Origin of the sequence: Pseudomonas sp. R1-15, from assembly GCF_051132085.1 — a bacterium.
Taxonomy (GTDB): domain Bacteria; phylum Pseudomonadota; class Gammaproteobacteria; order Pseudomonadales; family Pseudomonadaceae; genus Aquipseudomonas.
On record NZ_CP071660.1, the window covers coordinates 470,599 to 491,038 of the forward strand.

The 20,440-nt window shown below is 63.3% G+C and carries 20 protein-coding genes; 5 read left to right on the plus strand and 15 right to left on the minus strand.

What is annotated here, in order from left to right; all coding sequences use genetic code 11:
- The first annotated feature begins 8 nt into the window (after positions 1 to 8).
- The 3 genes from J3P97_RS02025 to J3P97_RS02035 all read left to right on the plus strand — a co-directional run bounded on the left by J3P97_RS02025 (position 9) and on the right by J3P97_RS02035 (position 3,642).
- On the plus strand, positions 9 to 1,427 hold the full coding sequence (locus tag J3P97_RS02025; RefSeq protein ID WP_434673361.1) for an FAD-dependent oxidoreductase: 1,419 nt from the start codon (positions 9 to 11) through the stop codon (positions 1,425 to 1,427).
- A 252-nt stretch (positions 1,428 to 1,679) separates the two neighbouring features.
- Entirely contained in the window at positions 1,680 to 2,747 is a 1,068-nt protein-coding gene (gene hemE / locus J3P97_RS02030) for a uroporphyrinogen decarboxylase (protein WP_434602586.1), read from the plus strand.
- A 280-nt stretch (positions 2,748 to 3,027) separates the two neighbouring features.
- Positions 3,028 to 3,642, plus strand: a complete 615-nt coding sequence (locus J3P97_RS02035; protein WP_434673362.1) for a cytochrome b — start codon at positions 3,028 to 3,030, stop codon at positions 3,640 to 3,642.
- Between the two features lie 26 nt (positions 3,643 to 3,668).
- Here the strand turns inward: J3P97_RS02035 and J3P97_RS02040 are convergent, their stop codons facing one another.
- Positions 3,669 to 4,946: an MFS transporter gene (locus tag J3P97_RS02040; RefSeq protein ID WP_434673363.1), complete on the minus strand. Its 1,278-nt coding sequence runs from the start codon at positions 4,944 to 4,946 to the stop codon at positions 3,669 to 3,671.
- Positions 4,947 to 5,069: 123 nt separating this feature from the next.
- Between J3P97_RS02040 and J3P97_RS02045 the strand changes: the two genes are divergently transcribed.
- Positions 5,070 to 5,963, plus strand: a complete 894-nt coding sequence (locus J3P97_RS02045) for a LysR substrate-binding domain-containing protein (RefSeq protein WP_434673364.1) — start codon at positions 5,070 to 5,072, stop codon at positions 5,961 to 5,963.
- Positions 5,964 to 6,089: 126 nt separating this feature from the next.
- Positions 6,090 to 6,533 (plus strand): DUF2846 domain-containing protein, encoded by a 444-nt coding sequence (locus J3P97_RS02050; protein WP_434626450.1) that lies wholly within the window; start codon positions 6,090 to 6,092, stop codon positions 6,531 to 6,533.
- Positions 6,534 to 6,608: 75 nt separating this feature from the next.
- Here J3P97_RS02050 and J3P97_RS02055 read toward each other — a convergent pair whose 3' ends face one another.
- From J3P97_RS02055 to J3P97_RS02120, 14 genes are read right to left on the minus strand one after another with little or no spacing between them, the layout of a single operon-like run.
- A complete protein-coding gene (locus J3P97_RS02055; protein ID WP_434602591.1) occupies positions 6,609 to 7,835 on the minus strand; it encodes a beta-ketoacyl-ACP synthase in 1,227 nt (408 codons plus the stop codon).
- Positions 7,835 to 8,563: a 3-oxoacyl-ACP reductase FabG gene (fabG, locus tag J3P97_RS02060; protein WP_434626447.1), complete on the minus strand. Its 729-nt coding sequence runs from the start codon at positions 8,561 to 8,563 to the stop codon at positions 7,835 to 7,837. The genes J3P97_RS02055 and fabG overlap by 1 nt, the downstream gene beginning before the upstream one ends.
- Positions 8,560 to 9,027, minus strand: coding sequence for a hotdog family protein (locus J3P97_RS02065; RefSeq protein ID WP_434653912.1), 468 nt, complete (start codon positions 9,025 to 9,027; stop codon positions 8,560 to 8,562). The genes fabG and J3P97_RS02065 overlap by 4 nt, the downstream gene beginning before the upstream one ends.
- Positions 9,024 to 10,220, minus strand: coding sequence for a beta-ketoacyl-[acyl-carrier-protein] synthase family protein (locus tag J3P97_RS02070; RefSeq protein WP_434570131.1), 1,197 nt, complete (start codon positions 10,218 to 10,220; stop codon positions 9,024 to 9,026). Before J3P97_RS02070 ends, J3P97_RS02065 begins: the two co-directional genes overlap by 4 nt.
- Positions 10,217 to 10,699: a DUF3261 domain-containing protein gene (locus J3P97_RS02075; RefSeq protein ID WP_434673365.1), complete on the minus strand. Its 483-nt coding sequence runs from the start codon at positions 10,697 to 10,699 to the stop codon at positions 10,217 to 10,219. The genes J3P97_RS02070 and J3P97_RS02075 overlap by 4 nt, the downstream gene beginning before the upstream one ends.
- A complete protein-coding gene (locus tag J3P97_RS02080; RefSeq protein ID WP_434673366.1) occupies positions 10,696 to 11,424 on the minus strand; it encodes a class I SAM-dependent methyltransferase in 729 nt (242 codons plus the stop codon). Before J3P97_RS02080 ends, J3P97_RS02075 begins: the two co-directional genes overlap by 4 nt.
- Before the next feature lie 10 nt (positions 11,425 to 11,434).
- Positions 11,435 to 12,682: an NAD(P)/FAD-dependent oxidoreductase gene (locus tag J3P97_RS02085; RefSeq protein ID WP_434570125.1), complete on the minus strand. Its 1,248-nt coding sequence runs from the start codon at positions 12,680 to 12,682 to the stop codon at positions 11,435 to 11,437.
- Positions 12,669 to 13,826 (minus strand): sodium:proton antiporter, encoded by a 1,158-nt coding sequence (locus tag J3P97_RS02090; RefSeq protein ID WP_434673367.1) that lies wholly within the window; start codon positions 13,824 to 13,826, stop codon positions 12,669 to 12,671. The genes J3P97_RS02085 and J3P97_RS02090 overlap by 14 nt, the downstream gene beginning before the upstream one ends.
- Positions 13,823 to 16,162, minus strand: coding sequence for an MMPL family transporter (locus J3P97_RS02095; RefSeq protein WP_434673368.1), 2,340 nt, complete (start codon positions 16,160 to 16,162; stop codon positions 13,823 to 13,825). Before J3P97_RS02095 ends, J3P97_RS02090 begins: the two co-directional genes overlap by 4 nt.
- Positions 16,146 to 16,739 carry an outer membrane lipoprotein carrier protein LolA gene (locus J3P97_RS02100; RefSeq protein ID WP_434673369.1) on the minus strand — a complete coding sequence of 198 codons (594 nt, stop codon included), beginning with the start codon at positions 16,737 to 16,739 and terminating at the stop codon, positions 16,146 to 16,148. Before J3P97_RS02100 ends, J3P97_RS02095 begins: the two co-directional genes overlap by 17 nt.
- The gene (locus tag J3P97_RS02105; protein ID WP_434570118.1) at positions 16,736 to 17,161 is read right to left on the minus strand and encodes an acyl-CoA thioesterase; all 426 of its coding nucleotides are present in this window, start codon (positions 17,159 to 17,161) and stop codon (positions 16,736 to 16,738) included. Before J3P97_RS02105 ends, J3P97_RS02100 begins: the two co-directional genes overlap by 4 nt.
- Complete coding sequence (locus tag J3P97_RS02110; protein WP_434602599.1) at positions 17,154 to 18,698, minus strand: HAL/PAL/TAL family ammonia-lyase; 1,545 nt, start codon at positions 18,696 to 18,698, stop codon at positions 17,154 to 17,156. The genes J3P97_RS02105 and J3P97_RS02110 overlap by 8 nt, the downstream gene beginning before the upstream one ends.
- Complete coding sequence (locus tag J3P97_RS02115) at positions 18,679 to 19,617, minus strand: glycosyl transferase (protein ID WP_434673370.1); 939 nt, start codon at positions 19,615 to 19,617, stop codon at positions 18,679 to 18,681. Before J3P97_RS02115 ends, J3P97_RS02110 begins: the two co-directional genes overlap by 20 nt.
- Positions 19,614 to 20,348 (minus strand): glycosyltransferase family 2 protein, encoded by a 735-nt coding sequence (locus J3P97_RS02120; RefSeq protein ID WP_434673371.1) that lies wholly within the window; start codon positions 20,346 to 20,348, stop codon positions 19,614 to 19,616. The genes J3P97_RS02115 and J3P97_RS02120 overlap by 4 nt, the downstream gene beginning before the upstream one ends.
- Positions 20,349 to 20,440: the final 92 nt, after the last annotated feature.

Genomic DNA, 20,440 nt, shown 5'->3' on the forward strand with positions numbered 1-20,440 from the left:
TTTTAACAATGGCTGAACGTCTGAATAACGACTTCCAGTTCATCGATGTCGGGCGCAAGGATCCGAAGAAGAAACTGTTGCGTCAACGCAAGAAAGAGTTCGTGGAAATCTACGAGCCCTTCAAACCCCAGCAGTCGGCCGACCAGGCCCACCGCTGCCTGGGTTGCGGTAACCCGTACTGCGAATGGAAGTGCCCGGTGCACAACTTCATTCCCAACTGGCTGAAGCTGGTGGCCGAGGGCAACATCCTCCAGGCCGCCGAACTGTCCCACCAGACCAACACCTTGCCGGAAGTCTGCGGCCGGGTGTGTCCGCAGGATCGCCTGTGCGAGGGTGCCTGCACCCTCAACGACGGTTTTGGCGCGGTGACCATCGGTTCGGTGGAGAAGTACATCACCGACACCGCGTTCGCCATGGGCTGGCGCCCGGACATGTCCAAGGTCAAGCCGACCGGCAAGCGTGTCGCGATCATCGGCGCCGGTCCGGCGGGCCTGGGCTGTGCCGACGTATTGGTGCGCGGTGGCGTGGCCCCGGTGGTGTTCGACAAGAACCCGGAAATCGGTGGCCTGCTGACCTTCGGCATTCCCGAGTTCAAGCTGGAAAAGAGCGTGTTGAGCAATCGTCGCGAAGTCTTCACCGGCATGGGCATCGAGTTCCGCCTGAACACCGAGGTGGGCAAGGACGTCACCATGGAGCAACTGCTTGAGGAATACGACGCGGTCTTCATGGGCATGGGCACCTACACCTACATGAAGGGCGGGTTTGCCGGCGAGGACCTGCCAGGCGTCTACGACGCGCTGGACTTCCTGATCGCCAACGTCAACCGCAACCTGGGCTTTGAAAAGTCGCCGGAAGATTTCGTCGACATGAAAGGCAAGAAAGTCGTGGTACTCGGTGGTGGCGACACGGCGATGGACTGCAACCGCACCTCGATTCGCCAGGGCGCCAAGTCGGTGACCTGCGCCTATCGTCGTGACGAAGCGAACATGCCTGGCTCGCGCAAAGAGGTAAAGAACGCCAAGGAAGAGGGCGTGAAATTCCTCTACAACCGCCAGCCGATTGCGATTGTCGGGGAAGACAAGGTCGAAGGCGTGAAGGTGGTCGAGACCCGACTTGGCGAACCGGATGCCCGTGGCCGCCGCAGCCCCGAGCCGATCCCCGGTTCCGAAGAGATCATCCCGGCCGACGCCGTGGTCATCGCCTTCGGCTTCCGTCCAAGTCCGGCGCCGTGGTTCGAGCAGTTCAGCATCCAGACCGACAGCCAGGGCCGCGTCGTTGCCCCGGAACAAGGCCAGTACAAGCACCAGACCAGCAACCCGAAGATCTTCGCCGGTGGCGACATGGTCCGCGGTTCGGACCTGGTGGTGACGGCAATCTTCGAAGGCCGCAATGCGGCGGAAGGGATTCTGGATTACTTGCAGGTCTGAACCGCCTCCAGGCCTCAAATGCAGTAACCCTTGTGGGAGCGAGCCTGCTCGCGAAAGCGGCCTGTCAGCTAACTTCAATGTTGGATGTGCCGGCCTCTTCGCGAGCAGGCTCGCTCCCACAGTTGTTTTGTGATGTTAGACGACTGTGTTCCACCGCGACAAATTGCCCCGATAGATAAAAGGCACGGCTCTTGCCGTGCCTTTTGCGTCGCGCTCTGAGAAAATGCCCGCACTTTTTTTCCGGATGCCGACATGACTGCCCTGAAGAACGACCGTTTCCTTCGCGCCCTGCTCAAGCAACCTGTAGACGTCACCCCGGTGTGGATGATGCGCCAGGCCGGTCGCTATCTGCCGGAGTACCGCGCCAGCCGCGCCAAGGCCGGCGACTTCATGAGCCTGTGCATGAACCCGCAGTTCGCCTGTGAAGTCACGATGCAGCCGCTGGACCGCTACCCGCAGCTGGACGCGGCGATCCTGTTCTCCGACATCCTCACCATCCCTGACGCCATGGGCCAGGGTTTGTACTTCGAGACTGGTGAAGGCCCGCGCTTCAGGAAAGTCGTCAGCAGCCTGGCCGACATCGAGGCGTTGCCGATTCCCGATCCGCAGAAAGACCTCGGCTATGTCATGGACGCCGTCAGCACCATTCGCCGCGAACTGAACGGCCGCGTGCCGCTGATCGGTTTCTCCGGCAGCCCATGGACGCTTGCGACCTACATGGTCGAAGGCGGCTCGTCGAAAGACTTTCGCAAGACCAAGGCCATGCTCTACGACAACCCCGAGGCCATGCACTTGCTGCTGGACAAGCTGGCGCAATCGGTCACGTCCTACCTCAACGGCCAGATCATGGCCGGTGCGCAAGCGGTGCAGATCTTCGACACCTGGGGTGGCAACCTGTCGGCGGCGGCGTACCAGGAGTTTTCCCTGGCCTACATGCGCAAGATCGTCAGCGGCCTGATTCGCGAACACGAAGGTCGCAAAGTCCCGGTGATCCTTTTCACCAAGAACGGCGGGCTGTGGCTGGAAAGCATCGCCGATGCCGGCGCCGACGCCCTGGGCCTGGACTGGACCTGTGACATCGGCAATGCCCGCGAGCGCGTCGGTAACAGAGTCGCGCTGCAAGGCAACATGGATCCGACCGTGCTGTATGCCAAGCCAGAAGCCATCCGTGCCGAAGTCGGGCGCATCCTCGCCAGTTATGGCAAGGGCAGCGGGCACGTGTTCAATCTCGGTCACGGGATCACCCCGGAAGTCGACCCGGAACACGCCGGGGCCTTCCTGCGGGCGGTGCATGAGTTGTCGGCGCAATATCACGGGTAATTATCGCGGCATCCTGAAACCTGTCCGGACTTGTGCCGGGCAGGTTTTTTATGCCGATTGTGTTTAAGTTTCATCACAACTTTTTCAAAGGTTAAGGGTTTCTATTTTTTAACGAAGTTCAAACAAGGAAAAATCCTTTAGCTAGTGCAGATTTTTCCTACAGAGAATACGTCAATGTCTCTGTAAGGTTTCGCCTCCCGTGATAGGACGCGTAGAACAATCTACGCGACTCCAAGAACGACTTGATTGTCGTTCTTCTTGACGAGTGGTCTGAAACTTTATGAAAATCAGAATTTTAAAGGGAAGCGCGATCGCAGGATTTGATTCTTCGTTGCCCTTGTTTCCCGAATGCCCGCAGAAAAGCCCTCCGAGCTATTCCAAACCACGGATACTACTGCACTGGATATCGGCCTTCATTATCCTGTGGACGCTGGTATCCGGTTTTTATGTGGCCTATGTCCCGGTGCCCGTCTTGATCAAACAATGGGTTGGGTCGCTTAATGTTTCACTGACAACGGTATTGATTCCGTTGTTTACCTGGCGACTCTGGTTGTTTTTCTCCAACCTTGAAATCCGGGCTGCGGCATCGTCCATCAATAAAAGTCTGGCGCTGGCGGTACATGCAGTGATCTACCTGGTAACCAGCGTCGTGCTGGTCACCGGCGTGCTGATGATGACAACGCCGATCAGCCTGTTCGGGCTCGTCCAGATCCCCCAGCCGCTGGATGACGAGCGACTGAACGACCTGGCGTTTACTCTCCACATTCTGTCCTGCCTGGCGCTTGCGCTGCTCGTCGCATTGCATATTTGCGCAGTGGTCTGGCATGAGTCTTCTGGCCGCAGGGTGCTACGGCGGATGACATTCAAGAAATCTGTAGGCGTGCTCATTCAGTGAGCGCAGGTGGTATCGCGTCAGTGAAGCTAGCCCTGGACGTTGCCGGGGAGCGGCGGTAGCTTCGCCAGTTTCACGGCCACCAGCAATGCCACCAAGAGCAGTGCGCCGATGAACAACCCGGTTCCGTTCCATCCTCCCAGGTGCCACGCGACCCCGCCCGCCGTACCGGCAATACTCGAACCGGCGTAATAGCTGAACAGGTACAACGACGAAGCCTGCCCCTTGGCCTTGAGGGCGCGGCGGCCGACCCAGCTGCTGGCCACCGAGTGCGCGCCGAAGAAGCCGAAGGTGAACACCAGCATGCCGATGATCACCAGCCAGAGCGGCGTGAACAGCGTCAACAGCAGGCCCGCCAGCATCAACGCGATGGTCACCCAGAGCATTTTCCGCCGGCCGAGCTTGTCAGCCATGGCCCCGACCTTGGCCGAACTGTAGATGCCGGACAGGTACACGACCGACAGCAACCCGACGAATGCCTGGTCCATATGGTAAGGCGCGGCCAGCAGGCGGTAGCCGATGTAGTTGAACAGCGTGACGAACGCCCCCATCAGTACGAAGGCTTCAAGAAACAGCAGGGGTAGCCCGGCGTCGCGAAAGTGCAGGGTGAAACCATCCAGCAGGCTGCGTGGATGCAACGAGCGTGGGCGGAAGTTGCGCGATTCGGGAAGGATCCGCCAGAACACCGCCGCCGCAACCAGGGCCAGGCCACCGATCACCAGCATCGCGGTATGCCAGCTGACAAAGTCGATCAATACGCCGGTGATCAGCCGCCCGCACATGCCGCCGATGGCGTTGCCGGCGATGTACAGCCCCATCGCCAGGCCGATGTGCCTGGGATGGATTTCTTCGCTCAGGTAGGTCATCGCCACCGCCGCCAATCCGCTCAATGACAACCCCACCAAGGCGCGCAAGACCAGCACGCCTTGCCAGGTGGGCATCATCGCGCTGGCGATCGTGCACAGCGCCGCTGCGAACAGCGCAGCGACCATCACCGATTTGCGGCCGATGCGGTCGGAAATCGGACCGGTGACCAACAGGCCGACGGCAAGCAGGCCGGTCGCCACCGACAGGATCAAGCTGCTCTGGGCGGCGTTGATGGAAAATTCCGCCGACAGCAGCGGAATCATCGGTTGCACACAATACAACAGCGCGAAGGTTGCAAAACCGCCGCAAAACAACGCCAGCACCGTACGCATGAACAACGGCGTGCCTTTTTCGATATAGATATCTTTCAGCTCGGCAGCGGCATCATCCTGGGGGCGCGGCGGGATTTCATGGGCCAGTGGAGCGGCAGCGGTTTTCACGATGGACCTCGGAGGGGAGCACGGCCTGGCAGGCAATGAAAAAAGCATATAGCCGGCTAATGTTTCTATCCAATATATTGTTCGACCTGTTTAAGACGTTGTAAGACTTATTGAGTAAGGTCCATGGAACTGCGTCATCTGCGTTACTTCATCGCCGTCGCCGAAGAGCTGCACTTCGGCCGCGCCGCCTTGGTGCTTGGGATCTCCCAACCGCCACTGAGCCAACAGATCCAGGCGCTGGAGCAAGAGATTGGTGCACGCCTGTTCGAGCGCACCAACCGTCGCGTCGAACTGAGCGAGGCCGGAAGGCTGTTTCTCGAAGAGGCGCGCCGTGTCCTGGCCCAGGTCGACAAGGCTGCCGACGTAGCCCGCCGCGCCCAGTTGGGGGAATTGGGCGAGCTGAAAATCGGCTTCACCTCCTCAGCCCCCTTCAATTCAACCATTCCCCAGGCGATTTTCACCTTTCGCCAGCGCTTTCCCGCAGTCCACCTGAACCTGCGGGAAATGAGCAGCACCCAAGTGGCCGATGCGTTGCTCGACGAGGCCATCGACGTGGGCATCATGCGTCCGCTGCCACTTCCCGACGCCTTGAGCGAAATCGAACTCAGCCGCGAGCCCCTGGTGGCTGTGCTCAGCTCCAAGCACCCGTTAGCCCAGGGCAGTGACAAAGGCCTGTTTCTCACTTCGCTGGCCGAGGAACCGTTCGTGTTTTTCCCCCGCAGCTACGGCAGCGGTCTCTACGCCCAACTCCTGACGCTGGCCCGCGATGCCGGTTTCAGCCCGCACTTCGCCCAGGAAGCGGGCGAAGCCATGACCATCATCGGCCTGGTGGCGGCGGGGCTGGGCGTCTCGGTCTTGCCGGCGTCTTACCAGCGCATGCGTATCGACGGCGTGGTCTACCGGTCATTGCTCGACCCGGCGGCGGTCTCGGCGGTGTGGCTGGTCCAGCGCAAGGACCAGCGTTCGCCGATGGCAAAGGCGTTTGTGGCGCTGTTGACAAGCAATCCCTTGAGTTGACTTCTGCGCGCGGAACCGCGGTGGCGCAGAGGCTATGATTTATCTCCGGAACGCGCTTTTCGCTTGAGTTTTCCTGCAGGTCAGCCGATACGCTCATGTTCGACCAACCCACCATGGAGAAACAGGATGTTCAAGCAGTTGACCTTTACCGCCTTGCTGGCAGTTGCCACGCTGACCACAGGGTGTGCTTCGGTAAAAATGGCGGATGATTCCCAAGACGCGCGGGCGAAAACCTTCCAGACTTCCCCTGACAAAGCGAACATCTACGTTTATCGCAACGAGAGTATGGGCGCCGGGGTAAAAATGCCCGTAACGCTCAACGGCAAGGCTGTCGGGCAGACTGTTGCCAAGTCGTACTTGATGCTGTCGGTGCCGGCTGGTCAACAGACCCTTGTTTCGTCTGCGGAAAATGACTCAGAGCTCAAGCTCAGCACCGAACCAGGCAAGAATTATTTCGTCTGGCAGGAAGTGAAAGTGGGCTTCATCAAAGCTCGTAACAACCTGCAGGTTGTTGATGACAAAACCGGTCGCGCCGGGGTGTCTGAAAGCAAGCTGATCCAAGCCGAGTAGCCCGGCTGTCTTTGAGCCGGACTGTTTAGAGGGCATCCAAGGGTGCCCTTTTTCTTTCCAGTTCCTGCGATTGCTTCAACGCCAGCGCCGAAAAACCAGCGAGGTGTTGACCCCGCCGAAGGCGAAGTTGTTGTTCATCACGTACTCGTTGCTCATGCTGCGAAACTCGTTGCGAAGGTAATCGAGACGGCCGCATTCGGGATCGACTTCGTCGAGGTTGAAGGTGTGCACGTAGCGGTCACGGTTCAGCATTTCGATGCTGAACCAAGATTCCAGGGCTCCGCAGGCGCCCAGGGTGTGGCCGAGGAAGCTTTTTTGCGAACTGATGGGCATGTGTTCGCCAAACAGGCTGCTGGTGGCCAGGGTTTCGGCAATGTCGCCCTGCTCGGTGGCGGTGCCGTGGCCGTTGACGTAGCCAATGGCGGACGGCTCCAGGCCAGCGTCTTCCAAGGCCAGTTCCATGGCGCGCCGCATGGTGCTCAATTCGGGACGGGTGGCGTGCTGGCCGTCGGCATTGCTGCCGAAGCCGACGATCTCAGCGTGGATCCGCGCGCCACGGGCCAGGGCGTGTTCAAGTTCTTCGAGCACCAGCATGCCGGCGCCCTCGCCGATCACCAGGCCATCGCGGCCCTTGTCGTAGGGTCGCGGGCTGGTTTGTGGGGCATCGTTTTTCAGGCTGGTGGCGTAGAGCGCATCGAAGACCATTGCTTCGGTCGGGCACAGTTCCTCGGCGCCGCCGGCGAGCATCAACGGCAGGCGGCCGAACTTGATCGCCTCGTAGGCATAGCCGATGCCATGGCTGCCGCTGGTGCAGGCGCTGGACGTGGGAATCAGGCGCCCGGTCAGCCCGAAGAAAATGCTGATATTGGCCGCCGTGGTGTGCGGCATCATCCGCACGTAGGAGTTGGCGTTCAAACCTTCGGCGACGCTGTTGAGCAGCATGTTGCCGAAGGCCTTGATTTCATCGGTGCTTCCCGTGGAGGAGCCGCACGACACACCCATGCGTCCATCCTTGATCGACGGGTCGTCCAACAGTCCGGCGTCGGCCAGGGCTTGTTCCGCCGAGCCCACCGCCAGGCGGGAAACCCGGCCCATGCTGCGCAGTTGCTTGCGGGTCCAGTGGGCCGGGACCTGAAAGTCGTCCACGGGCCCGGCCAGGCGGGTGTTCAATTCGCTGAAGCGGTCCCACTCGTGCATGCGCCGGATGCCGCTGCGGTTGGCGGCGAAGTTGGCCGCGATGGTCTCCCAATCGCTGCCCAGGGAGGTGATGCCGGCCATGCCGGTGACGACGACGCGCTTCATCAGCACAGACCTCCGTTGACGGCCAGGACCTGCCGGGTGATATAGCCGGCTTCGGCGGACATCAGGAAATTCACCGCGCTGGCCACTTCTTCAGGCGTGCCCATGCGCTGGGCTGGGATCATTTTCATCAGTTCTTCCACGGGGACGTTTTCATCGAGCATGGCGGTATCGATCAACCCCGGCGCGACGCAGTTGACGGTGATCTTGCGCTTGCCCAGCTCGATGGCCAACGCCTTGGCCGCACCGATCAGGCCCGCCTTCGAGGCGCTGTAGTTGACCTGGCCACGGTTGCCGATCAGGCCGGACACCGATGTGATGCAAACGATTCGTCCGGCGGCGCGGCGGCGAATCATCGGCATCATCACCGGGTGGAGCACGTTGTAGAAACCGTCGAGATTGGTGCGCATCACGCTGTCCCAGTCGTCCTCGCTCAGGGCGGGGAACGCGCCGTCGCGGGTCAGGCCGGCGTTGAGCACCACGCCGTAATAGGCGCCGTGGGTTTCCACGTCGGCCTCGAGGATGGTCTTGCAGGCGGCGCGATCGGAGACGTCGAATTGCAGCACTCGGGCATTGCGGCCCAAGGCCTGGATTTGCGCCTGGACGGCTTCGGCCTCGGCGCGACCGCTGCGGCAGTGCAAGACGATGTCGTGGCCGGCCTGGGCCAGGCGCAGGGCGATGGCGCGGCCGATGCCACGGCTGGAGCCGGTGACCAGTACGGATTCAGTCATGGCTGGTTTCCTGTTGCGGACGGTTCATTGAGGTACTGCGCGGCGTGGGGCGGGCGGAACACGTTCAACCGTGCGCTGGCATGGATGCCCGGCGCGCGGATGTGGCATTCGAACACACCCATGCCGTTGTCGTCTTCCAGCGATCGGATGCCGTGCAAGGTCAGCTCGGTGCCGAGGGGGAAATATTCGACGTTGCATTCGAACTTGCGGGTACCGAGCAAAAAGCCCAGCTCCACGGCATCGCCGCGTTGGCGTGCGTGGCAACCGGCAAACGCCGCGACGCTCTGGGCCATCAGCTCGATGCCGACCCAGGCCGGCAGCGCGCCGTCGTCGCGGTTGAACAGACCGCCGGGCCTGACGGTGGCGAGGGTGTGGATCTGCTCGTCATCAAAGGACAGGATCCGGTCGATGAGAATCATGTCGCCGGCGTGGGGCAGCAGTTCGGCGAGCGGCCAGTCAATCATTGCGCGTCTCCGATAATCAGGCTGACGTTGTTGCCGCCGAAAGCAAACGAGTTGCTCATCAGGCGACGGGGCAGGTCCGGGTGCAAGCGGGTGTCGGACGTTACCCAGTCCAATGCCGGCAACTCGGGGTCGGCCTGGCCGTCCCAGACGTGCGGCGGCAGGGCCTGTGCGGTATTTTCACCGGACAGGGCCAACCAGCAGAACGCAGCCTCCAATGCACCCGCCGCGCCGAGGGTGTGGCCGGTCATCGGCTTGGTCGACGAGCAGGACACGCCCGCCGGGAACAGGCCGGCCACCGCGTGGCTTTCCATGGCGTCGTTATGTTGCGTGGCGGTGCCATGCAGGTTCAGGTAGTCGATCTGGCTGGCGTCCAGGCCGGCGCAGCGCAAGGCTTTTTCCATGGCCTGGCGGGCACCCCGGCCGCTGGGTTCCGGCGCAGAGATGTGGTGCGCATCGGAACTGGCGCCGTCGCCGAGCAGGGCAATCGAGTGCCCGTCCGACGGCGTCTTGCTCATGAGAAACAGCACCGCCGCTTCGCCGATGTTGATGCCGCTGCGGTTCACCGAGAACGGATTGCAGCGCTCGCCGGAGACCGCTTCCAATGCTGAAAAGCCGTTGAGGGTCAGCTTGCACAAGCTGTCCACGCCACCGCAAAGCACCGCGTCGCACAATCCCAGGTCGAGCAGGCGGCGAGCGCTCATCAAGGCCCGAGCGCTGGAGGTGCAAGCGGTCGAGATCACGTAGGACGGGCCGCTCAGGCCAAGCCAGTCGGAGAGAAAGTTGGCGGGCGCGCTGAGTTCCTGCTGCTGGTAGTCGTAACCTTCGGGGAATCGTTGTTCGCGCAGATAGTGGGCAATGCCCTGGCTGGCCTCGTCGATGCCCGAAGTGCTGGTCCCCAGCACGATGCCGATGCGCGCACGACCGTAAGCCTGGATGGCCTGATCGATCTCGGGACGAATCTGCAACCCTGCTTCGAGCAGCAGCTGATTGTTGCGGCTGCGTTGCGCCGCCATGGATTCAGGGATAGCGGCGAGCTCTCCGGTTACGCAAGCCACCGGCAATGCCCGTTCGGCCACCCAGCCGGCTTCGACGCGCACGCCTGAGCAGTCGCCGGCAAACAGGTTGCGGGCAACGTTTTGTTTGCCTCGACCCAGGGCGCAAACCACGCCCAAGGCGTTCAAATAAGCGGTCATCGTGCGCTCTCGCTCAACGGTGTAATGCGATAATTCGGCCCCTGCGGCAGGCTCAATTGAAAATCCAGCGGTTGCGTGTAGCGCACCTGCCAGCGGGTATCGAGCGTTCGTCGGGCGTCTTGCTGCCGGGCGGCCGGGTAACGGCCGGCCAGTTCCGCCTCGGGGGTCAGGGCAAACAGCAGGGCGGCGAACAATTCCCGGGCTTCGGCATTGGGCGGCAGCAGGCCGTCGGCTTGCCATTGGCTGTCGACCAGGCGCTGGCGAGCGACGGGAATGCCCAGCGGATCCATCATCGACCAGCGGATGCCGGCGCTTTCGCGCTGGATCACCAGCAGCCAATCCTGGCGCTGGCCGTCCAGTTGCCGTTCGACGTGCAATTGCAGCGGCAGCGCCAGGGTCGGCATGCGCTCGGGCAGTGGTGCCTGGCTGGCGCAGGCGCTGAGCAGCAATAGAAAACCTGCAAGCAGACCACGGATCATCCGGCTACCCCTTCGAGCGGCTTGCGGGCCACCACGTTGACCAGGGTTTCCTCGCGCTCGCCAAACGGTTTGGGCCGGCGCAGGCCCCAGCGTTCCAGCAGGCCGAAGTCCCTGGCGCGGCTCCACCACAGGTACGGATAGGAGACGTTGCAGTCTTCGAAGCGGAACCCTTGATTAGCAATCATCGCCAGGTACTGCGCGGCACTTTTCTGCACCTGCATCGGGTGGCGGAACAGCCAGCGGATCACCCAGGTATCGATGTAGGCCTTGGTGGACTCGGCAAACAGCAGGTAGCCGCCGGGCTTGAGCACGCGATAGAACTCGGTGAGGGCTTTTTCCTGTTCCACCAGGTGATGGAAGGTCTGGTGGCAGAACAGCAAATCGACGCTGGCATCGGGCACCGCCAATGTCGCGCAGTCGCTGCCGATCAGCTCCACGGCCACGCCCTGGCGAGCCGCTTCCGCGGCGCTCAGATTCAGGCTGTGAGGGTCAGCGTCGACGCCAATCAGGCGTTGCGGCGCGAACACCTGGCGCAGATACCGGAACGATTTGCCCTGGCCGCAACCGGCATCCAGCAGCACCGGATTGGCCGGCGGCGAGGAGCTGAACAGGCTGCGTAAATCGTCGATGGCCACGCGCAGCACATGGTGCTGCCAGGTGTGGCTGCGCAGGAACCAGAAACCGAAGCGGGTTTCTTCGACGTAGTTGTCGCTCAGGTAGCTCATGGTTGCTTGCTCATGGCGCCGGGCTCGCGCAGATTTCCGAAAGCATGCGCAAGCGCCGTTTGGGTTCGCTGACGAACGGGTTGCGCTGGTCCCAGGCATAGCCGGCGAGGATCGCGCTGATCATGCGGCGAATGTCGGCGGAGCCTTCGCTGTAGAAAATCACATCCTGGAAAGTACCGGCGTACCAGCCCTCGACGTAGCAGCGGAAGGTATCGACGCCGCGCTTGAGCGGTTCGGCGAACTCGCTCTGCCAATCCACCTGTTCACCTTGCAGCTGACGATGCAGCACGCCGGCGGCCATGCTTGCCGAGCGCATGGCGATGGTCACGCCGGAAGAAAACACCGGGTCGAGGAATTCCGCGGCGTTGCCCAGCAGGGCGAAGCCAGGGCCGTGGAGAGTCTTGACGTTGGCCGAGTAGCCGCCGATGGTCCGTGCCGGCGTGTCCCACACGGCATTGCCCAGTACGCTGGCCAGGCTTGGGGTTTCGTTGATGAAGCCGCGCAGGCAGGCATCGAGGTCGTCGGTGCGGCCTTCGAAATGCTCCGCCGCGGCGACCACGCCGACCGAGCAACGACCGCCGCTGAACGGAATGGTCCAGAACCACACGTCACGCTGGGTCGGATGCGTGGTGATGAGGATTTTCTCCCGATCAAATGCCGGGCTGTCGATGCGGTCTTCGATGTGGGTGAACACCGCCTGGCGCGGCGGGAAGTTCGACGGCGCCTCAAGGTCCAGCAGGCGCGGCAGGACCCGGCCGTAGCCGCTGGCGTCAAGGACGAAGTCTGCCTCGACGCGGTACTCGCTGCCGTCTTCGCGCTGCACGCCCAGTTGCGGTTTGACCAGGCTGAAATCGGCGCTGGCGATGGCCTGGCCGTAGCGGATTTCCACGCCTTGCAGCGCCGCCTGATCGGCCAGCAACTTGTCGAAGTCGGCGCGCTGGACCTGGAACGTGGTGGGCTTGCCTTCGCTGAAGGTGTCGCCAAAATCGAAGGCGCTGTAGCGCTCGCCCCAGGCGAATGCCGCGCCATTCTTGCGCTGGAACCCGGCGGCGTTGACCGCCTCGAGCATGCCGGCTTCTTCGACGAAATCCAGGCAATGGGACAGCAGGCTTTCGCCAATGGAGAACCGTGGGAAATGCTGGCGCTCGATGACCAGCACATCGTGGCCCTTGCGCTTGAGCAGTGCGGCGGCGATGGCGCCGGAAGGGCCTGCGCCGATGATGACGACCTGTCGACGTTCCATTTCAACTGTTGACACGGGGGCTCCTCGCCGGGACGGCAATCGAGGGAATATGGTGAAAGCCGGCCAGGGCCGGCAGCAATGTGGCGAACAACCCCATCAGCATCAGCGCGAAATACAGCGCCGGGCTGATGAGTTGTTGTTGCAGCAACAGATTGAGAAAGACGATTTCACTCAAGCCGCGAATATTCAGCAGGATGCTTTCCCGAAAGCGGCTGGCACCGGCGAACGAGGCTCCGGCCCAACCCAGCCCCAGCCAGTTGCCCAGCAGTTTGCTGGCAATCGGCAACAGCAGCAACGCCGCCAGCTGGACCCAGCCGAGGCTGTCCAGGGCGCTGTGCACATTGATCTGCACAATGCCGAACGTCAGGATCAACGGAATGGCCAGGTAGGTCTGCAACCTGTGCATCCACGCGGCGCCGAGCGGCAATACCAGCGGCACTTTGAGCGCCGCCATGCACAGCAGATAGCCGATGCCGGTTATCAGCGCGTTGAGCCGGTAATGTTCGGCCACCACCAGCAGGGCAAAGAACAGGCCACTGTGCAGCAAGGGTTGGCGCAGGCCCGCCAGGCGCAGCAGCAACGGCACGCCGGCGGCGGCCAGCGGCAGCAGCAGGCTGCCCAGGTGCAGGCTGCCCTGGGCCAGGGCGAACAGGCTCCAGCAGATCAGGTCGATCAGGATCGCGGTCTGCACCAGGCGGCGGGTCGCGTCGGGCGGGTAGGCGATGTGGCGCAGATACAGATACAGCACAGGTATCGCCGTGATCGCGAATAGCAGCCCCACCGCCAGCGAGCTGATCCACGGTTGCGGCGGCAGCAGCCAGAACGCGGTCGCCAGGCCGCAGGCAAACGGCACGCCAAAGCTCGGCAGGGCGATCTTCACGCTCTGGCGGTCGAGGCGCAGGTCGATCACATCGCTGAGGATATGCCCCAACAAGAGGGCGAACGCCAGGCTGTAGAGGTTCTTCAACCACACCGGCGAGACCAGTTGCGCACCGCTGAGGTGCCAGCCCGGTTCGATCCAGAAATACATCAGCAAGGGCAGGCCGAACGTCGCCAGCAGCAACTGGCTGACGATCGGGATCAGTCCGCAGCGCCGCCCGACAATCGTCGCCACGGCAAACAGCGCCAGGGCCATCAACCAGAACAGCGGGGTCATCATTGCACCGGCTCCGTAGCGGCATTCGCATGGGCCTGCTGCCCAGCCCACGGCGCCAGCATGAAGCTGAACGCCAGCCCCAGGCTCACCGCGAGACCGAAGTTGCTCACGGCCGGCGTGCTGGACAACGCCAGCAGGCCGAACGACAGCCAGGTGGTGGTCGCCGCCAGCAGCGTGCCCAGCAGGCTCACGGCGGCCCCGCCGATCTGTTCACGCATGAGGATGGCGTAGTCGACCCCGATGGCCGTCACCAGCAACAGGCCGAACAGACTGAACAGCGTCAACGGTTGCCCCAGCCAGCCGAGGCTCGCCAGGCTGCACAGCGCGGCCAGGAGCGGCAGGGCGACGACGCGTAGGGCCCCGCCGACGCCGAACGGCCAGATCAGCACCAGCACGATCAGCACGCAGGACGCCAGCTTGAGTTCGGCGGCGCTGACCTGCGTGGCGGCGAAGACGCGGTTGAGGTCGCCGAGGCGATCCACCAATTGCACGCCGGGCAGATCCACCGCCTGCACGCGGAGCAACGCGGCATCGTTCAAGCCTTGCAGGCTGACCACCGCCGCCACGCCTTGGCCCGTCGGACCGAGCCAGAGCATGCGGTAGGGTTCGGCCAGCGGCCCGCTCAATGCGGCATCGATGTCGGCGGTTGGCAAGGCCTGCAACTGCTTCAACTCCGCTTGCAGCGCGGCGAGCGGCACGCCCAAGTCCAGCAGCGGTTGCCAGAACGCGGGCAACCGCGCCAGGGCTGCGCGGAGTTTTTCCTGTTCGGCGGGTGGGCTGACCAGTTGATTGAGGGACAGGTAGCCCTGGAGTTTTTCCAGGCCGATCAACTGGTCGAGCCGCTCGTTGAGGGCGGTCTGGCGTTCGAGCAACTGCGCTTGATCATCGGCACGGATCAGGAAGAACTGGCTGGTCGGCTGGAAGCCGGTGATGCGCGCGACATCGCGGGCTTCGTCGGTCAGGTGCTGGGGCGTGCCGATCCACTGGCGGATGTCGTTCTTGCTGGTCAGTTGCCAGAGACCGCCACCACAGAAGGCCAGCAACAAGGCCAGCAGAATCGGCGTGCGCACCCGCGCCAGCAGCACTTCGCGACACCTGAGCAGGTTATCGCAGAGGCGTAGCGGCCATTGCGCTGGGCGCAGGTCGGCGTGCTTGAGCAGGGCCGGCAACAGGCAGACCGCCGACAGATAGGCGCCGGCCAGGCCGGCGGCAGAGAAGATAGCAATCTGGGTCAAGGCCGGGAAGGGCGTCCAGGCCAGCGCCAGATAGCCAATGCAAGTGGTCGCCAGGCTCAGGCTCAGGCCCGGCAGGGTCAGGCGCAGGGCCGGCCAGCTGCGCCATGGCTTGAGGCTCCAGCTTTTGGAGAGGTAGTGCAGCGGGTAATCCACCGCCACGCCGATCAGGCTCGAACCCAGGACCAGGGTCATCACATGCATGCGCCCGAACAGCGCCACGCACGCCACTGCGCCGAACAATATGCCGACCAGCACCGGCACGAACGCCAGCCACACGGCAAAGCGTCGGAACGCCAGCAACAGTAGCATCAAGATGCCGACCGTCGCGCCGCCGCCGACCCAGGTGATCTCGCGCGAAGCCTGTCGCTGGCCACTGGCGGCATACAACAGGCCGCTGGCCGCCAGCAATTGGCCCTGGGCCTGGCTGGCTTGATCACGGCTGCGTTGCAGCAGATCGGCGACTTGCAGCGGCAGCTGCATGTCGAAGGCGTTACCCTGGGTACGCGCTCGCAGCATTACCCAATGCTTGCCATCGGCTTCGGCGACCAGCGCGCCGCTGCCCACGTCCAGTTGTATCGCACCGCGTTGTGGCTGGCTGTTCTGGATGCGCCCGGTCAGGCCGAGCCAGTCGTCCTGGCTGGGCACCAGGCTGAAGCCGCTGAACGGGTCGAACAGGGCCTGTACCCGCTGCTGGATAAACGCCTGGGGCTGCTCGATCAACTGTTGCCGGTCGACTGCCGAGAGCATCGCCAAGCGGCCATCCAGCAACTGCGAACGAAGCGCCGGCAAGTCGGCCTGGAGCGTCCATTGGACCTTGTCGAACAGCCCGCTGGCCTGCCATTGCTCGCCGAGGGCTTGCGCCAGGGCGATGGCCTGCTGGCGATCGGCGTGGCCGACCAGCACCAGGATCTCGCGATTGAGCGGTTCCTGCATGCGCTGTTCAGCGACAAGCTCCAAGGCGTCCGGGGATGTGCCCGGGACCAGTTCCATGAGATTGGCCGACAGCGGCGCACCGTTGCGCCATTGCCAACCGGCGAGCGCGAGCACCGCCAGCAGCAGGACCAGGAACAGCCTCGGTAGCCTGCGTTCACTCGGCAAAGTCATGTTGCTCCGCTTCGCTCAAGGGTTGCGCGCCGGTAGCGTCTTGCATCCGCAGTACGGTGCTGTCGCCCTGGGTTTCCAGCAGTTCGATGCGCTGGACCAGTTCGCCGCCGTCGATATTGATCTGCTTGAAGACTTGTTTGAGCAGCACCGAGCGTGGGGTCAGGGTGAGTTTCCACTGCTGCGGCTGGCCCGACAGGCTCAGCTCGAAATCCCGCTGCAAGCCGCTGCTGTCGCCCTGCAACACCGCCAGGAACAGGCGGTTCTGCTCGGCGCCGGCGCTCTTGTTCGGCAGCGTCTGCCAGGCGTTGCCATCGCGCCGGGCGATACCTTTGGCCGTGATCCGGTAGTCCTGTTGCAGCGGCGTTTGCAGCAGCCACAGCAGGCCGTGGTTTTTCGCCAGCACGAAACGGCCCTTGCTGATCAGCGGCTGGGGCAGGGCGCGCAGATGTTTTTCCTGGATGAACTGGCCGTGGATCACCTCCGGGCGGGCCAGTTGCTCGCTCAATTGCTGCAGGTCGAACGCCTGGGCCAGCGGCGGCAAGCCACACAGGAGCAGCCAGATGAACAGGCGTTTCATGACAGTTTCCTCTCGACGGCTTCGACAAATACCCGAGGCGAGGCCAGCAGCATTTCACGGCTGGCCATGTCCACGGCGACCTGCACCGAACTTGCCCGGGTCAGGCGTTCGTCGGTGGCGGCGTCGCTGATCAGGTAATTGATCTTCAGCCGGTTTTCCCACTCCACCAGGCTGGCGCGCACGGTCAGGGTCTGGCCGAACACCGCGCTGCGCACATAGCGTAACTGCAGGTCGATGATCGGCCAGGCATGGCCGGACTCGAGCATGTCGTTGTAGTTGTGGCCGATCAGGTCGAGCAAGGCGCAGCGGGCCACTTCGAGGTATTTAACGTAGTGGCCGTGCCAGACCACGTTCATCGAGTCGACGTCGAAAAACGGCACCACGATCCGGGTGTCAACGTGCAGAACGCCCTGGCTACGCATGCAGCCTCCAGTGTTGCTCGGCGATGCGTTGCAGGCACAAGCGCAATTCGCCTTCCAGGGCGCGATCTTCGATGACCGGCGGGAAGTCTTCGGCCAGTTGCCGGTGCATGGCGGCCAGCGCTGGCGGCAACGGTCGCGCGTCGTCGACACGGCTGCGCAGCCACACGCCTTGGTTGGCCGCCAGCAAGGTCGCGGCGGCCACCTGTTCGGTCAGCTCCAGCACACGGATCGCGTCCCGGGCGGCGATGGTGCCCATGCTGACCTTGTCCTGGTTGTGGCATTCGGTGGAGCGCGAGAACACGCTGGCCGGCATGGTGTTCTTCAAGGCTTCGGCGGTCCAGGCGCTGGTGCCGATCTGCACGGCCTTGAAGCCATGGTTGAGCATCGCCCGCTCGGCGCTGGCGCCGGACAGGTTGCTCGGCAGGCCATGGTTGTAGCGCTCGTCCACCAGCAGTGCGAGCTGGCGGTCGAGCAGGTCGGCGACGTTGGCCACCAGGTTTTTCAGACTGTCCATGGCAAAGGCGATGTGCCCGCCGTAGAAATGCCCGCCATGCAGCACGCGCTCGGCTTCGGCATCGATGATCGGGTTGTCGTTGGCGCTGTTGAGCTCGGTTTCGATGAACGAACGCAGCCAGCCCAGGCTGTCCGCCAACACCCCTAGTACGTGGGGGGCGCAGCGCAGGGAGTAGCGATCCTGCAGGCGATGCAGCGGCGCTGTCGGTGCGTCGATGGCCAGGTCCTTGCGCAGCCACGCGGCGACCTGCATCTGGCCCGGGTGTGGCTTGGCGGCGAACAGGCGCTCGTCGAAATGCTCCGGGTTGCCTTGCAGGGCGACGACATTCAGCGCGGTGATCCGGGTCGCCAGTTGCAACAGGTAATCGGCGCGGGCGAAGGCCAGGCAGGCGAGGCCGGTCATCACTGCGGTGCCGTTCATCAGCGCCAGGGCTTCCTTGGGCCGCAGCACCAGCGGCGTCCAGCCCAGCTCGCGGTGCACGTCGGCGGCCAGCCGGCGCTCGCCACGGAACATGACCTCCCGTTCACCAGACAGCGTGGCGGCGACGTAGGACAGCGGCGTCAAATCGCCGCTGGCGCCCACCGAGCCTTCTTCCGGTATCAGCGGCAGGATGTCGTGTTCGAGAAAGGCCTGGAGCCGTTCCAGCAGTTCCACTCGCACCCCTGACACGCCGTGGCACAGCGACTGCAATCGCGCGGCCAGCACGGCGCGGGTAGCCTGGGCATCGAGCAGCTTGCCCAGCCCGCAGCCGTGGAAGGTGTACAAGTGTCGCGGCAAGGCTTCGACATGGTGCAACGGCACGGCCACCACGCAAGAGTCGCCGTAGCCGGTAGTCACGCCATAGATGACGCCTTCCTTGTCCAGCAACGAGTCGAGGAATTGCGCACCCTTGGCAATGCGCTGGCGGAACGCCGGGTCAGCCTGCAGTTGCGTCGGCGCCTGACGGTTGGCCAGGGCCAGCACGTCTTCGATGCGCAAGGCGTGTTCGCCGAAGGTTACCGGCTCAGGAATGGGCTTGGTCATCGGTCTTCCAGAAAGGGTAAAAGTTGAACCACTGTTGTGGCGCCTGGAGGCAATAATGCGCCAGACGGGCGGCGTACAGGCCGGCCCAATGGGCGATCACCTGTTCGCGCTCGTTGCGTTTCCAAACCACGGCATCGGCGAACGGTTCGAGGGTGACGCGATAACGTCCCTCGTGCTTGAGGCACATCAGCAGGTTGACCGGGCATTTCAACAGACCGGCCAGCAGCCAGGGCCCTTGCGGGAAGGCGGCCGGGTGCCCCATGAAATCCACCGTCACGCTGCGCCCGCCATGCAGCGGCACGCGGTCGCCGGCGATCGCCAGCCATTCGCCGCGCTCCAGGCGTTCGCTCAGTTGCAGCATGATCAGCGGGTCCAGCTCGCTGACCTGGATCAACCGCAGGTGCGTGGCGCCGGCTTCGCCGAGCAAGCGATTGAACTGCTCGGCGTGCTTGGTGTGCACCAGCACGTTCATGGTGACTTTCTCGCCCAGTTCGGCCAGGGCCCGGCACATTTCCAGATTGCCCAGGTGCGCGCCCACCAGCATTTGCCCACGGCTGTCGCGCAGGTGATTGCGCAGCAGCGCCGGGTCGACGATTTCGATCTGCTCGATGCTCAGTTTGCCGTTCCAGACGTCGAGTTTGTCCAGCAGCGAGTCGGCAAAAGCCATGAACTGTCCGAACACTCGCCGGTGCGTCGGGCGCAGCTCGGGCTGGCGGCTCCAGTCGGCGAGCCGCTGCTGGTATTGCCACGCCGCTTGCCGGGCACTGCGGCCGAAAACGAAGAAATACAGGACGATGCCGTACAGCACCGGCGTGAGAAGCCTTCGGCCAAGGACCTTCGCAGCCAACGCGGTGAGTTTCATCAGCCAGAAACTGCCGCGTTCCTGGCGGTCTGCCCAGTGCTGTTTGTCTGTGCTCATGCTCGCCACCGCCGCCAGAGAATCACCGGCAAGCGCACCAGCATGCCGAAGAACAACCGAGTATGCATGCGTGAAATCAGCACGTTGTCGTGGAACAGGCGAAAGTGCGAAACCCCGTCCAAAGGGTAGTGCACGCGGGTGCGCAACCAGTGCATTGGCTGGTTGCGCCAGGACAGGCGCACCAGGATGTCCGAATCGAAGTCCATGCGCTTGCCGATGTTCGCCGAGTCGATCAGTGCGAGGGTGGGGGCCAGGGGATAGACCCGGAAGCCGCACATCGAATCGCGGATCTGCAGCGACAGGCTGTTGATCCAGACCATCACGTGAGTCAGGTAGCGCGCGTACAGGCGGCCCTTCGGCACGCTGGCGTCGTACAGCGGATAGCCGCAGATCAGCGCGTCCGGGTGGGCGCGGGACTGCTCGATGAAGGTGCGCACGTCGCCAAGGTCGTGTTGCCCGTCGGCGTCGACCTGCAAGGCGTGGCTGAAGCCCAGGCGCGAAGCCTCCCGCAGGCCGGTCATCACCGCGCCGCCCTTGCCCTGGTTCACCGCCAGCCGGACCAGGTGAACCCGCTCATGCCCGGCCAGTTGCTCCAGCACCGCCGCGCAGGCCGGGCTGCTGGCGTCGTCCACCAGCACGCAGGGCAAACCGTTGCCAAGCAACGTCTGGACCACCGTCGCGATGGCGGTTTCGTGGTTGTAGACCGGGATGACGGCGCAGGGGTTATGCATGCGGTATGTCTCGGCGGCTGAGGAGCATTTTGTGGCGAGGGAGCTTGCTCCCGCTGGGCTGCGAAGCAGCCCCTGATTTTTCAAGAGCGAGC